The following is a 13,795-nucleotide window of genomic DNA, read 5'->3' on the forward strand; positions in this document are numbered from 1 at the left end:
CAACGAACGTCATTGATTAGCGGATTTTGCAGCAGAATACTCCCCCATTAGATTTCTTACAGAGAGACGTGCACGACCATGGAAAATACCAAGAGCTTCTGCTCACTAGACGACACGACGGATCTGCGCGATGAACTAAGCGATATCCGGCATCGCCTGCATCAGAATCCGGAGCTTGCGTACAAGGAGTTTCAAACCTCCGACCTCGTTGCGCAAAACCTGGAAAGCTGGGGTTACAAGGTGACGCGTGGTCTGGGCGGAACGGGCATGGTCGCGTCGCTCACTGCGGGTTCAGGAACCCGCGCCGTGGCCGTGCGCGCCGACATGGACGCGTTGCCGATTGCTGAAGAAACCGGCTTGCCGTACGCCAGCCGCAACGCGGGCCTGATGCACGCGTGCGGCCACGACGGCCACACCACCATGGTCCTGGGCGCCGCGCGCCACCTTGCCCGTACACGCGCATTCAACGGCACGGTTCATCTCGTGTTCCAGCCCGCCGAAGAGATCGGCGCGGACAGCGGCGCCATGCGAATGATTGCCGACGGCTTGTTCGAGCGCTTCCCCTGCGAGGCGATCTTCGGCTTGCATAATCATCCCGGCTATCCGACCGGCACGTTCATGTTCCGCAGCGGCCCTTTCATGGCGGCGTCGGATACGGTCAACATCACCATTCACGGCCGTGGCGGCCACGCAGCGCGCCCGCATCTTGCTGTGGACCCTGTTGTCATCGGCGCGGGACTGGTGACCGCGTTGCAAACGGTGGTCGCGCGCAGTATCGACCCGATGCAAACGGCCGTGGTCACGGTCGGCGCCTTCAACGCGGGTTTCGCCGCCAATGTGATTCCTGAGTCGGCGCGCTTGCAGATCAGCGTTCGTTCGTTCGACCCCGCTGTGCGCAAGCTGCTCGAAGCACGCATCCGCGCGCTGACGGAAGCACAGGCAAGCGCGTATGGCGCACGCGTGGAGATTGAGTATGTCCCGGGTTATCCGGTCGTGATCAACAGTCAGGCAGAGACCGAACTGGCATCGCAAGTGGCGCGAGAACTGGTTGGCGACGACCGGGTTGTCGATAACTTCGGCCCGATCGCAGGCAGCGAGGATTTCGCTTATTACCTGCAGAAGAAGCCGGGATGTTTCCTGCGTCTGGGCAACGGTGAAGGCGCGCCAATGTTGCATAACGCGTCCTACGACTTCAACGACGACAACCTCACGGTGGGCGCTGCCTACTGGACTCGTCTGGTCGAGCGTTTCCTCGCGCAGTAGGCTTCGCGCGGTTGAATCAATAGCACTTCAGTAGCACTTTGGTAGCACGCCAAGCTTGCGTACAGTGCGATGCCTCGGCATCGCACTTAGCCGTGCGCAGGACCCAAGTATTCACGGGACATCCATGTCAGTCATTACAGCCCAGCCTGCTAAAGCGGTTTCGCAAAGCAAGATCGTGATTGCCGCGATCATCGGCAACCTGCTCGAGTTTTACGATTTCACCGTCTATAGCTTTTTCGCGCTCACGATCGCCAAGCTTTTCTTCCCGGCGCATGACCCGGTTGTCTCCACGTTACTTGCGCTGTCCGTGTTTGCGATCGGCTTTGTCGCGCGTCCGGTCGGCGGCTTCGTGCTGGGACACTACGCGGACAAACGCGGCCGGCGTACTGCGCTGACGCTGACCATCTTCCTGATGGCGATCGGCTCGGCCATGATCGGCCTGGCGCCCACTTACGCAAGCATTGGTCTCGCCGCTCCGGCCTTGATCATCTTTGCTCGCCTGTTGCAAGGCTTCGCGCAGGGCGGAGAATTCGGCGCCGCCACGGCGACGCTGCTCGAGACGGGTTCGGCTAAAGGGCGCGGTTTCCGCGCTAGCTGGCAGCTCGCGAGTCAGGGTGCTGCTGCGCTGATGGGCTCCGGCATTGCGGCACTGTTGACTTACCAGTTAAGCGGCGAGCAATTGCTCGACTGGGGATGGCGCGTACCGTTCCTGATCGGCACGCTGATCATGCCGGTCGGCGTGTATTTGCGCCGGCACATTGTGGAAGAGCCGCCGAAGCAGGCCAAGGCAGCCAGGTCGAGTCTGGAGCCGGGCCTTGTGCGTAAGTGGTTCCTGACCGTCTTCGCCATCATGGGCATGACGGTGGCAACCTACGTCCTGATGTACTACATCCCCACCTATTCGATTCAATACCTGAAGATGCCGCCCAAGCTTTCCATGCTGGTGTCGATCTTCGCGGCGATCGTTTCGCTGACGCTGTGTCCGGTCTGGGGTGCGCTATCGGACAAGATGCAACGCCGCAAGCCGCTGATCCTGGTCGGACGCATAGTGCTGATTGTGCTGCTTTATCCGGCTTTCTGGCTGATGAATCAGTTTCCTTCGTTGCCGGTCATGGTTGGATTGATCGTCTTGCTTATGCTGTTCTACACGATGGGTTCGGCACCGGCCTATGCACTCATGCCGGAGAACTTTCCGAAGCATGTGCGCGCGGGTTATTTGGCGAGCGCGTATGCAGTGGCAGTGTCGGTGTTTGGCGGGTCGGCGCAGTTGGTTGTTGCGTGGCTTATCAGGGTTACTGGTAATACGATGGCCCCCGCGTGGTACATGATCGTGTGCGTGATTATTTCGCTGATTGCCGTTTCTATGTTGGACGAAACCGGTGGACGCGAGCTGACCTGATGCTTGGGAAATAGCAGGGGCTACTGAACCTGCATAAAACACAAGGCAACTATAAGGCTGGGCGCTCAGGCGCCCAGCCTTTTTCGCTTCTACGCTCGTCTGCGGATCGTGAGAGGACAAGCAATCACGTGAGTGCCTTGCCGCCATCGAAGCGAATGTTTGCGGTGGCAACTGCCTTGATGCTCGGGCCGAAACTGCTGATATCCGGCAAGGTTGCATTGTGATGCTCGACAATTCTGGCAGCAGTGGCGTGCGCCTTGTCGTGCGTGGTGTGAGCGTCGGCGACGAGCGTCACGCCGTATCCGAGCGCAGCAGCACGGCGCACCGTTGTATCGACACAGAACTCCGTGGCGTAGCCACATATGACCACGTTGGATACTCCACCGCTCTCGAGTATCGATCCAAGGCTCGTCCTCAAGAATGAATCCGGCGTTGTCTTGCGAACTATCTCGTCAGACGCTTGCACGTGAAGCTCTTTAGCAAGCGCCCAGCCGGGCGAGCCATACTCAAGGTCGCCCGTCGCAGTTTCATGCTGAACAAAAATCACCGGAACGCCGGCCGCACGCGCGCGCGAAGTCAGTTCGTTGATGCGGGCAAAAACATCTTCGGACGCTGCCGGTGAAGGAGACGGCCCGAACAGGCCCTCTTGCACATCGACTACTATCAGCGCCGCGACCATATTCTTGCTCCCGAGAAAACCGTAGTCTAGCCGACCGCGTCTAGCCGACCGCGTCTAGCCGAATCCTTGGACTGGGAGAAGTCGAGCCCCGCCGTGCAGGCTAAGGGCTTGCGCAATAGACCAACGGGAGTTTAGTTCGAAGCCGGCGCCGGAGCCGAAGCCGCAGGCCTATGCTTGCGCGGCCCCGCATGTCCCTTAGCGTGGTCATTTCGGAACAGCGGGTCGGCAATCTTCTTCTGCTCGTCGGACAGCGTGGCATAAAGAGCGCTGAACGACGCAGCCAGCTTCTGCATATTGTCCGCGTGCAATTGGGCCAACTCGGCGTAGGACTTCATGGCGTCGTCCGCATTCTCCGAGGGCAGCTTGTGCGCGCGATCGTGGAAGGCCTGGTCGGTCTTGGTCGCGTTGTCACGCATCGTTTGTGCAAAGGCGTCCCACTGCGGCTGTTGCTGGCTCGTGATCTTCATCTGCGCGTGCAGGTCGTCGATTCGTTTCTCCACAAAATCTGCGTGCTTCTGTGCATGGCTAACGGGTGCGGAAGCGGCCGAAGAAGGCGTTGCGGTTGAATCGCTTGCCGCCGTGGTCTGCGCCCATGCGGAAGTCGTGAAGCAGGCAAACGCCAGCAATGCAGGCGCAACAGCAATACGAATGGATGGTTTCATGTTGGGAGGCTTGAATTGAGTTGTTGGATGCGCGACGTTTTCATCAGGACGCGTGGTGGTCTTGCTGCCGGCCAATGTACTCGATGAGCGCAATGTGCTTCCAGAGAGGTCGGCGGGCTCGAGGTCGCAAGCTCAGTAACCAGGAGGATAACAATTCGGGTAATAAGCGACGCCCGGTGGAGGCGGGGGCGGTGGTGCTGAATAGACCACGGGAGGAGGCGCCTGCGTCGCGGCGCCCACGATGGCCGCACCCGCGACAACACCCAGCAGCGCGCCGACGAGCAGGCCGCCACCGCCACCACCGCCGCCTCGATATCCGCCATGGTCGTCGCCGTGACCACCATGGTATCCACCGCGGCCGCCGCCGTGATCGTCACGGTGTTGTGCTTGCGCCGGCAGTACGGATGTTGCAGCGGCAATTGCGATAGCGACTGTCGCCAACCGGCGATACAACAAACTTCGGGAATGTCGCGTCATGAAGCTCGTCTCCTTTGTTGCAAGAGGTGAAGTGCCCGCATCGACAACCGCGGCAAGATTGCTGATGAAGGACGATCGGGGCCGAGACGACCAGCGCTCGAATGCACAGGAGAAGTGACTCCCCGTCATTGCGCGACCAGCTTAGCCCCCATTACTTACAGTTCCGTTGTGCAAGCCACCGGTGCCAATGACGGCCCTCGTGCCTCTGATAACCCCCGCTTCAAAAAAGTTTTCGAAGTGAAGGCGATTGACCGACCCATCCGCTGACTCCCATAACCTGAGACGGATTCGATATCACCGTGATACGCGCAGGAATCAAGCCAGCTCGCGTACAAAGCCCGGGGGTGTTCGTCCGCTCTTTTAACTCGCTAACGAAATAAAAATTTTTCGCCTGAACCGCGGTGCTTTGCACCCCGGGGCGTAGCGACGAACGAGGTCGTAAGCTCGTGTCAGCGACCTATAATTTGCGCAGGCGCTTATTCGCTGGAAGGTGAGTGGCGCCACCTCGGCCCTTCTTTGTCACTTAACTCCGTACTACGTAGTTGGGGGGATAACGCCATGACCCGCAAATACATCGACTGCCGCGAGTTTCCCAGCGAGATGAACTGCACCATCGCGCTGTCTGCTGACTCCGATCAAGAACTCCTGGATGCCGCCGTCCAGCATGCCGTGTCGGTTCATAAACACACCGACTCTCCCGAACTGCGTGCCCAGTTGAGCGCGCTGTTCCACCAGGGCACTCCGCCGGTCGATGCACCGAGAACCGCATGATTCGCTGTTGAGCAATCGGAACCGTGTCTTCACCAAGCGGCGTCGATTAAATAAGAAGTAAGCGTCACGTCCATGAAACCCTGGCTGACGATGGCACGTGGATGATCGTCGAACCGTTTGCCAACGACACGCTCGAAGGAAACCTGAATCCGGTCGGGAGGATCTTTTACTCGGCGTCTACGCTGATCTGTACACCGGCTTCCAGGGTTCAGGCGGGCGCCATGTGCGTCGGCGCGCAAGCCGGCGAGCGGCGAATTCACGATGTGGTCACGGAAGGAGGCTTCAGGCAATTCCGCCGCGCGACGGCGACGCCGTTCAATCTCATCTTTGAGGCGCGGCGATAAAACGTGCGAAGGGTTCCCGTAGGCTTCCCGGCTTAGCGTGACGGGGACACTGCAGGGACCCTCTCGCGTAGTCTTCGCTGTTACTTTTTTGCGGCAGCCTTCGCACCGTTGAGGACTGCGCGTTTCCTGGGCGCTGATTTCGCCACGGGCCTCTTGCGTGCAATCGATTCAGGCTTCTTCGCCAACCCCTCCCTGCTCCATTGCTCAAGCAAGATGTGCGTCTGCGTGCGCACCGTCGCCTTGAGCAAGTTGCCCTTCTCGGTGTCGATCTCCTTCCATCCAAGCAATGCAAGCGTGGTGCGCGGCGCGACATGGAACATCAACAGTTGCCCGTGCAAACTCAGCAGCCGGATCAACGTAAGCTCGTCGTCGGGTTTCGCCCCCGTGATGCGCGCGATCAACCTTGAGCCAACATCGTTCAAGGGCTGCCGCACGCGCCGCGTCATGATGTCGGATGCAATGGTCGGCTCATGTCCCGTCTGTTCACGCGTAAAGAAAAGCCGCTGGTTGGACGTGCCGCAAGCCTTCTCGAACATACGGTCCGCGATCGCCTCCTGAATGCGAATGAAAGCATCGATCAGCTCCGGAATATCGCTGTCGCGGCTCAACACCTCGGCTGCGTGAGTGACCACCGGCTCAAGCGAGACCCAGGACGAGTCGGCGAGATATTCCGCACAAGCCCGGTACACCCCCTCTTTATTCTCGAAGTAATACTGCAGCGCGGGTGCATTGACCCCGGCACGCGAGGCGATGTCGCGCGTCGACGCACCCTCGAAACCATGCTCTCCAAACGACTCGATCGCGGCTTCAATGATTCGCAGCCTTGTCTCGTCGCCTCGCACATATCCGCCGGCCGGCGGACGGCGCAGCCGTTTTGTGTCGTTCATTCGTGCCTCTCCGTTCAACCAAACAAATATATCACTTGACACAATTCTTCCAACTGGAATAATTGTTCCGATTGGAATAATTTGGATTAAAAATGTCAACAACCGCCGGCGCGCCTCCGCGCGAAGTGCCCCAGGATTCCGCCGCATCGCCTACGCGGCGATCGGGAAAGCGCTTGATCCTGGTCGTGCTCGGGATCATCGCGCTAGTCGTTGCGGGTATCTGGCTCGCGCGCTGGTGGACAGTGGGCCGCTTCATTGAAAGCACCGACGACGCCTATTTGCAAGCCGACAGTGTCACCGTTGCGCCCAAGGTCAGCGGCTACGTGACCGATGTCTACGTGGGTGACAACGCCACGGTCAAGGCCGGCGACCCGCTGGTCCGGCTCGATACCCGCCAGTACCAGGTCGCGCTCGATCAGGCGCAGGCGACCATCGCCGCACGCGCCGCAGATATCCAGCGCGCGCAAGCGGACATCCTCCAGCAGCACGCCAACATTGAACAAACCAAAGCGCAGCGGCAAGTCGCCCGCGTCAGCGCCCAGCATGCACGCGACGAAGTCCAGCGCTACGCGCCGCTCGCCGCCACCGGCGCTGAAACCAGCGAACGGCTGTCCGAGTTGACCAGCACACGCGATCAGGCGGTGGCAACGCTGGCAGCGAACACAGCCGCCGTCGATGCCGCCGAGACACAGATCGCCGCCACCACCGCGCAGATCGCCCAGGCGCGTGCCCAGCTCGAGGCGGCAGAAGCAAGCGCACGGCAAGCGCACCTCGACCTGCAGGACACCGTCGTACGCAGCGTACTGGCCGGCAAGGTGGGCGACCGCTCGGTTCGAGTCGGTCAGTATGTACAGCCGGGCACGCGGATGCTGTCGGTGGTACCGGTGCAAAGCACCTATCTGACGGCCAACTTCAAGGAAACGCAGGTCGGCCACATGCGCGTCGGTCAGCCGGTAATCCTGCACGTGGATGCGCTGCCAGGCACGGACCTGCACGGCGTGGTGGACAGTTTTGCTCCCGGCACCGGGGCCCAATTCGCGCTGCTGCCGCCGGAAAACGCCACGGGCAATTTCACCAAGATCGTCCAGCGCATTCCTGTGCGCATTCGCATTGAGACAGGGCCGGAGACACGCAGCGTATTGCTGCCCGGCTTGTCGGTGACGGCCGATGTCGATACCCGCTCATCACGCGAAGGCGACCAGCGCATCAAAGCCGAGAACGATCATGGCTGATGTGACCACGGCACCTGCGGCGCCCGCGCCGGAGGCGGAGCGCGCGAGCGCGGCGGACTGGCTGGCGGTTGCGGCCGGCTCGCTGGGCGCGCTGATGGCCACGCTGGATATCTCGATCACCAACTCCGCTTTGCCGCAGATCCAGGGCGAGATTGGCGCAACCGGCACCGAAGGCACGTGGATCTCGACCGGCTACCTCATGTCCGAGATCGTGATGATCCCGCTCGCTGCGTGGCTCACGCGCGTGTTCGGCCTGCGTAACTTCCTGCTCGCCAACGCCACGCTGTTCATCGCGTTCTCCATGATGTGCGGATGGTCGCACAGCCTGCCCATGATGATCGCCGGGCGTATTGGCCAGGGCTTCGCGGGCGGCGCGATGATCCCGACGGCGCAGACCATCATTCGGACGCGGTTACCGCGCTCGCAGATGCCCGTCGGCATGACGATGTTCGGCCTGATCGTGTTGCTCGGTCCGCTGCTGGGGCCGGTGCTCGGTGGATGGCTCGCGGAGAACATCAGCTGGAGCTGGTGCTTCTTTATCAACCTGCCTGTATGTATTGCGCTGATCACCTTGCTGATCGTCGGATTGCCGGCGGACCGCCCGCAGTGGGGCACGTTTTTCAAGGCGGACTGGGTCGGCATTGTAGGCCTCACGATCGGCCTGAGCTCGTTGACCGTCGTGCTCGAAGAAGGCCAGCGCGAACGCTGGTTCGAGTCCAGCATGATCATCTCGCTGACGTGCGTGTCGCTGGCGGGTATGGTGCTGATCGCCATTTCGCAACTCACCGCGAAGCGCCCAATCATGCGTCTGAACCTGATGCGCAACCCGCGTTATGCAAGCGTCATCGTCATTGTGTTCGCGGTCGGTGCGGGGCTGTACGGCGTGTCGTACCTTCTACCGCAGTTCCTCGGCATAGTGTCCGGATATAACGCGCAGCAGTCGGGCGCGATCATGCTGATATCGGGCGTGCCGGCGTTCCTGATCATGCCCATCTTGCCGCGCATTCTCGGCAAGCTCGACTTTCGCATGCTCGTGATCGGTGGGCTGTTGTTGTTTGCGTTGAGTTGCATGCTCGATATCGGCCTGACCGCGCAGAGTGTCGGGCACGACTTCTTCTGGTCCCAGCTGATACGCGGCTTCGCGCAAATCCTCGCGCTGATGCCGTTGAACCAGGCGTCGATGGCGGCAGTTTCGCGCGAGGATTCAGGCGATGCAGCCGGTCTCTACAACATGGCCCGCAACCTTGGCGGCTCGGTTGGACTTGCAATCATCGGGACCGTGATCGACCGGCGCACCACCTTCCATACCGCGATGATCCGCGAATCGCTGACGGCCAACTCGCTGGTGGGCCAGGAACGCCTGACGTCGAGCGCCGCGAGCTGGTTCGCGCAAACCGGCGACATGGCCTACTCCAAAATGCGTGCGCTCGGCCAGATCGCGGCGCAGATCCATATGCAGGCGACTGTCATCACTTACTCTGAGACGTTCTATCTGCTCGGTCTCGCGCTGCTTGCCTGCGTGCCGCTCGCGCTCCTCCTGAAGACTCCGCGCGGCCCCGTTTCGCCGTCCGCCGGCCATTGACGGCAAAGACACTATCCACGATGTTCGCTCGCCCTACTACCCCTCTTTTACTGTCGTTGCTGGCGTCTGTTTGTGCCATCTCGGCCTGCACCGTCGGTCCCGACTATGCCGGTGCGCCGCAGGTCGCGCCCGACGCCGCGCATGCCTCCAACTTCGTGCGTACGCCCGCGGTCGGCATGGTCGCGACACGTGCACCGAGTCAATGGTGGCTGTCGCTCAACGACCCGCAACTGAACGCGTTGATCGACGCCGCGCTCGCCCACAACCCGGACGTTCATGCGGCCCAAGCGCGTTTGCGCGAAGCACGCTCGCAATTGCAGCACCAAAAAGCAAACGGCATGCCGACCGCCTCTTTCGACGCCGCCGCGTTGCGCATGCGCGAGCCCAACCTGAGTTCGCTGTCATCGTCGCAAGGCAGTTCGGGCAGCTCATCTTCGTCGGGAGGGGGACCGCTGCAGCTCTATACGGCGGGCTTCGATGCTTCGTGGGAGATCGATCTGTTCGGCGGCACGCGACGCGCGGTGGAAGCCGCGACAGCAGAAGCGGATGCGGTCGACGCCGACCTCGCCGACACCCAGGTGTCGCTCGCCGCGGAAGTCGCGCAAGCCTATGTCGACCTGCGTGACGAGCAGCAGCGCCTGACGCTTGCACAACGCTCCACGGAACTCGAGCAGCAGATGCTCACGTTGACGCAGCAGCGCCGCGCGCACGGCACGGCCGCCGACGTCGATGTGGAACGCCTGACCACGCAGGTCGAGAACACCCGTGCGACGTTGACGCCGCTCGACGAGCAAGTTGCCGAATCGCTCGATCAGCTTGCCGTGTTGACGGGCCAGGCTCCGGGTGCGCTCGATCAGGAGTTGTCTGCGCCGCGGCCGCTGCCGGCCTTGCCGGCTTCCGTGGCTATCGGCGACCCGGCTTCAATGCTGCAGCAACGGCCGGATATTCGCGCGGCGGAACGGCGTCTTGCTTCCAGCAACGCCCAGATCGGTGAGCACAAGGCTGACTTCTTCCCGAAGGTGACGTTGTTCGGCGACATCGGCTATACCGCCGCCAATCCTGGCCACCTCGTCCGCAAGAACAATTTCAGCTGGATTGGTGCGCCTTATCTGCAGTGGAACGTGCTGGACTTCGGCCGCACGCTCTCAAGCGTTCGCGGCGCCGAAGCATCGCGCGACGAGGCCGATGCGAAATACGCGCATACGGTGCTCGCGGCGTTGCAGGACGCAAATACTTCGTTGTCGCGATATGGGCATCAGCGCGAACATCTGGCTACGCTGCAGCAAGTGCAGGCGTCGGCGGACCGCTCGCTTACGTTGGTGCGTCAGCGTTATACAGCGGGTACATCAAGCCTGATCGACCTGCTCGATACCCAACGCACGCAGTTCAGCGCGCAGCAGAATGTGGTCTCTGGACAAGCTGAATTGCTGAAGGATTTTGTATCTTTGCAGAAGAGCCTGGGACTTGGCTGGCGCGTGCAGGGGTGACGGGAGTGCTTTGATGCTTGGGCGTTGGCGCGCCGGCCTCGATAGAATCAGGCCGGCGCAGCGTGGACCTAATCCTGGACGATGCCGGGAATGTCCACCTTGAGATTGACATCGGCTTCATAGTTGACCCCGTCGATCTCGAACCCGAACAGCCGCAGAAATTCGCTCTTATAGCCGGCGAAATCGGTGAGCTCGTATAGGTTGTCGCTAGTGACCTGATCCCAGAGTTGCTGCACGCGAGCCTGGACTGCCGGACTGAGTTCCTTGTAGTCCGCGCGCAACCGTCCTTCCTGATCCATGCAAGGCGAATCGCCATACAAACTGTCTTTGTACAGGGTATAAACCTGTTCGATGCAGCCCTCATGCGTGCCCTCTTCTTTCATGACCTTGAACAGCAAGGACAAATACAACGGCATCATGGGGATGGCCGAACTTGCCTGCGTGACAACCGCTTTCAATACCGAGACGCGCGCATCGCCACCGCGACCGGACAGGCTATCGCGAATCGCCAGGACCTTTTGATCCAGGTCTTTCTTGGCAGCGCCTATGGAGCCGTTCCAATAGATGTCGTGAGTTATTTTCTCGCCGAGGTACGTGAAAGCGGTGGTCTTCGCGCCCTCTGCCAGAACGCCGGCTGCACTCAGTGCATCAATCCACATCTGCCAGTCTTCACCGCCCATCACGGCCACGGTGTTGTCGATCTCGCTTTGCGTCGCCGGTTCCAGAACGCTTTCCTTGACGACTTCCTTATCGGAATCGAGGCCGCGAAGCGTGACGGTTTTGCCGATCGGTTTCAGCGTCGAACTGAAAACCTCTCCGGTCTTTGGGTGCATCCGTTTAGGCGATGCAAGGCTATACACAACCAGATCAACCTGCCCGAGATCCTGCTTGATGACATCGATTGTCTTCTGCTTGATCTCGTCGGAGAAAGCATCGCCGTTGATGCTCTTTGCGTAGAGCCCCTTAGCGGCCGCGAATTGGGTGAAAGCTGCGGTGTTGTACCAGCCGGGCGAACCGGGCTTAGTCTCTTCACCGGGACGTTCGAAGAACACACCGAGGGTCTGCGCGCCGTAACCAAACGCCGCCGTGATCCGGGCCGCAAGCCCGTAGCCGGTCGAGGCGCCGATCACCAGGACTTTCCTGGGTCCCTCAGAAATCGGGCCTTGTGCCGTCACGTAGTCGATCTGTTTCCTGACGTTGGCTTCGCAGCCGACGGGATGAGTAGTCACGCAGATAAAACCGCGCACGCGTGGTTTGACGATCATGAAGACCTCGCTTATGGGGATGCCGGCATAGCAGTCAGGCGGCACGAAAAATTTCGAGCATTGTAAATGACGGACGTCAAGTCGGCACACGCTCGCTTCATTTCGCGGGCGGCCCACGGGGTTAAGATGACGCTTCGTCAAAGCGGCGTCAGGCGCAGCTTTCCACAGTATCCATGCAATGCATCCCACAGCGTCACCTCATTCGTGACTCCCGGAAAAGCATGACGCCACTATCATGATCTCTACCCAGTACATCAGCCGGATCAGCTTGCAGCGCGACAAGGTCGAGTCATTCGATCACTATCCGTTCTCGCTGCCGGCGGTCCGGTCGCTGGAAACGCTTGAACTGCATCCAAAGATGACTTTCTTCGTCGGCGAAAATGGCTCCGGAAAATCGACGCTCCTGGAAGCTATCGCCGTCTCGATGGGATTCAACCCCGAAGGCGGCACCAGGAACTTCAACTTTGGTACCCGGGCGTCGCACTCGGTGCTTGACGAATACCTGCGCATCGCCAAAGGAATAAAACGGCCGAAGGACGGATTCTTTCTGCGCGCAGAGAGCTTCTTCAATGTGGCTACCGAGATCGAGAACCTCGATCTGGAATTCTCGTTCGGCCCTCCCGTCATCAACTCCTATGGCGGAAATTCCCTGCACGAGCGCTCACATGGCGAGTCTTTTTTGGCGCTGCTGATGAACCGCTTCGGCGGCAAAGGTCTTTACCTCCTCGACGAACCTGAAGCCGCGTTGTCTCCACAACGCCAACTCACCGCACTTGCCAGACTTCATGATCTGGCCCGCGATGAATCCCAGTTCATCATTGCCACTCACTCGCCTATCCTGATGGCGTATCCGGACGCGTGGATTTACGAGTTCACTACGGAAGGCGTGAAACGCGTCAGCTACGAAGAGACAGAACACTTCCAGGTCATGCGGGCGTTCCTGGCCAACCCCGAACGGATGCTGCGCACGCTTCTGAGTGACGAGGAATAGCCTGGCTCATCGAACATGCAACCCTCAACTACCGACTCTTTGAGGTTCCAACATGGAACACATTGTTTTCCGGACCGCTCTCTTAGCCGATGTCCCTGCAATCGTCGCCTTGTTAGCCGACGACGAACTCGGGAGCCAGAGAGAAAACATCGGCATGCCGCTTGACCCAAGATATGTCGACGCGTTCCAGGCTATAGAAGCCGATGCGAACCAGCGACTCGTCGTGGTTGCCGATGGCGACGAGATAATCGGCACGCTGCAACTTTCGTTCATCCCCGGCATTGCACGCATGGGTTCGTGGAGGGGGCAAATAGAGGCGGTTCGAATCGCCGCTCATCGCCGTGATTCGGGACTAGGGCAGGAGATGTTCGAATGGGCGATCGCCGAATGCAGATCGCGAGGGTGCAACTTGGTCCAGCTCACGACCGACAAGAGCCGTACCGACGCACACCGGTTCTATGAAAAGCTCGGTTTCAAGGCCAGCCACGAGGGTTACAAGCTCGCCTTGTAGAGCGCATTGAACCGGCCTCTCAGAAGCCGCCTATACACCTCCGCACTTCTCCAAAGCACAAACGCACGAGTATCCGTGCGTCTCCATTTCCGCCAAGACGGGGTCTGATCGCGCGTAGGCACGCAACAGAATTCGCTTGCCTAAATTCGCGCAGCAGATAATATATTGGCATATGCAATCATATTGAATGTACCCGCAACTACTCGATGCACCCCACCCGGCCACCGGTTTCCCCATCAAGACAA

At 60.2% G+C, this 13,795-nt stretch carries 13 protein-coding genes and 1 pseudogene; 9 read left to right on the top strand and 5 right to left on the bottom strand.

Translation table 11 applies throughout. The features are described from left to right. The first annotated feature begins 78 nt into the window (after positions 1 to 78). Positions 79 to 1,263 (top strand): M20 aminoacylase family protein, encoded by a 1,185-nt coding sequence (locus FH08_RS0107875; RefSeq protein ID WP_031357807.1) that lies wholly within the window; start codon positions 79 to 81, stop codon positions 1,261 to 1,263. Positions 1,264 to 1,387: 124 nt separating this feature from the next. Then, a complete protein-coding gene (locus FH08_RS0107880; protein ID WP_031357808.1) occupies positions 1,388 to 2,662 on the top strand; it encodes an MFS transporter in 1,275 nt (424 codons plus the stop codon). 124 nt (positions 2,663 to 2,786) lie between these two features. Here FH08_RS0107880 and FH08_RS0107885 read toward each other — a convergent pair whose 3' ends face one another. The 3 genes from FH08_RS0107885 to FH08_RS48200 form a co-directional block, all read right to left on the bottom strand. Next, entirely contained in the window at positions 2,787 to 3,341 is a 555-nt protein-coding gene (locus FH08_RS0107885; protein WP_031357809.1) for a cysteine hydrolase family protein, read from the bottom strand. A gap of 131 nt (positions 3,342 to 3,472) precedes the next feature. Then, positions 3,473 to 4,003: a Spy/CpxP family protein refolding chaperone gene (locus FH08_RS0107890; protein WP_031357810.1), complete on the bottom strand. Its 531-nt coding sequence runs from the start codon at positions 4,001 to 4,003 to the stop codon at positions 3,473 to 3,475. Positions 4,004 to 4,135: 132 nt separating this feature from the next. Then, positions 4,136 to 4,480, bottom strand: a complete 345-nt coding sequence (locus FH08_RS48200; protein WP_051887905.1) for a hypothetical protein — start codon at positions 4,478 to 4,480, stop codon at positions 4,136 to 4,138. A 558-nt stretch (positions 4,481 to 5,038) separates the two neighbouring features. On the opposite strand from FH08_RS48200, the gene FH08_RS0107900 reads away from it, so the two are divergent. Both FH08_RS0107900 and FH08_RS0107905 read left to right on the top strand, forming a co-directional pair. Further along, a complete protein-coding gene (locus FH08_RS0107900) occupies positions 5,039 to 5,251 on the top strand; it encodes a DUF1059 domain-containing protein (protein ID WP_031357812.1) in 213 nt (70 codons plus the stop codon). A gap of 50 nt (positions 5,252 to 5,301) precedes the next feature. Further along, positions 5,302 to 5,595: pseudogene (locus tag FH08_RS0107905) on the top strand (SAM-dependent methyltransferase); the annotation flags it as partial. 80 nt (positions 5,596 to 5,675) lie between these two features. Here the strand turns inward: FH08_RS0107905 and FH08_RS0107910 are convergent. After that, positions 5,676 to 6,482 carry a CerR family C-terminal domain-containing protein gene (locus FH08_RS0107910; protein WP_031357814.1) on the bottom strand — a complete coding sequence of 269 codons (807 nt, stop codon included), beginning with the start codon at positions 6,480 to 6,482 and terminating at the stop codon, positions 5,676 to 5,678. 92 nt (positions 6,483 to 6,574) lie between these two features. Here FH08_RS0107910 and FH08_RS0107915 point away from each other — a divergent pair, with 92 nt between their 5' ends. Genes FH08_RS0107915 through FH08_RS0107925 form a run of 3 tightly spaced genes read left to right on the top strand, consistent with a single transcriptional unit; the run spans position 6,575 to position 10,783 of the window. Next, positions 6,575 to 7,714: an HlyD family secretion protein gene (locus FH08_RS0107915; RefSeq protein WP_031357815.1), complete on the top strand. Its 1,140-nt coding sequence runs from the start codon at positions 6,575 to 6,577 to the stop codon at positions 7,712 to 7,714. Further along, the gene (locus FH08_RS0107920; RefSeq protein WP_031357816.1) at positions 7,707 to 9,296 is read left to right on the top strand and encodes a DHA2 family efflux MFS transporter permease subunit; all 1,590 of its coding nucleotides are present in this window, start codon (positions 7,707 to 7,709) and stop codon (positions 9,294 to 9,296) included. The genes FH08_RS0107915 and FH08_RS0107920 overlap by 8 nt, the downstream gene beginning before the upstream one ends. 20 nt (positions 9,297 to 9,316) lie before the next feature. Then, positions 9,317 to 10,783 carry an efflux transporter outer membrane subunit gene (locus FH08_RS0107925; protein ID WP_031357817.1) on the top strand — a complete coding sequence of 489 codons (1,467 nt, stop codon included), beginning with the start codon at positions 9,317 to 9,319 and terminating at the stop codon, positions 10,781 to 10,783. 68 nt (positions 10,784 to 10,851) lie between these two features. On the opposite strand, the gene fabV is transcribed toward FH08_RS0107925, so the two are convergent. Next, complete coding sequence (fabV, locus tag FH08_RS0107930) at positions 10,852 to 12,048, bottom strand: enoyl-ACP reductase FabV (protein ID WP_031357818.1); 1,197 nt, start codon at positions 12,046 to 12,048, stop codon at positions 10,852 to 10,854. 235 nt (positions 12,049 to 12,283) lie between these two features. On the opposite strand from fabV, the gene FH08_RS0107935 reads away from it, so the two are divergent. Then, positions 12,284 to 13,039, top strand: coding sequence for an AAA family ATPase (locus FH08_RS0107935; RefSeq protein WP_031357819.1), 756 nt, complete (start codon positions 12,284 to 12,286; stop codon positions 13,037 to 13,039). A 52-nt stretch (positions 13,040 to 13,091) separates the two neighbouring features. Beyond that, positions 13,092 to 13,550: a GNAT family N-acetyltransferase gene (locus tag FH08_RS0107940; RefSeq protein WP_031357820.1), complete on the top strand. Its 459-nt coding sequence runs from the start codon at positions 13,092 to 13,094 to the stop codon at positions 13,548 to 13,550. Positions 13,551 to 13,795: the final 245 nt, after the last annotated feature.

This window comes from Caballeronia sordidicola (genome assembly GCF_000729995.1).
GTDB classification, from domain to species: domain Bacteria; phylum Pseudomonadota; class Gammaproteobacteria; order Burkholderiales; family Burkholderiaceae; genus Caballeronia; species Caballeronia sordidicola_A.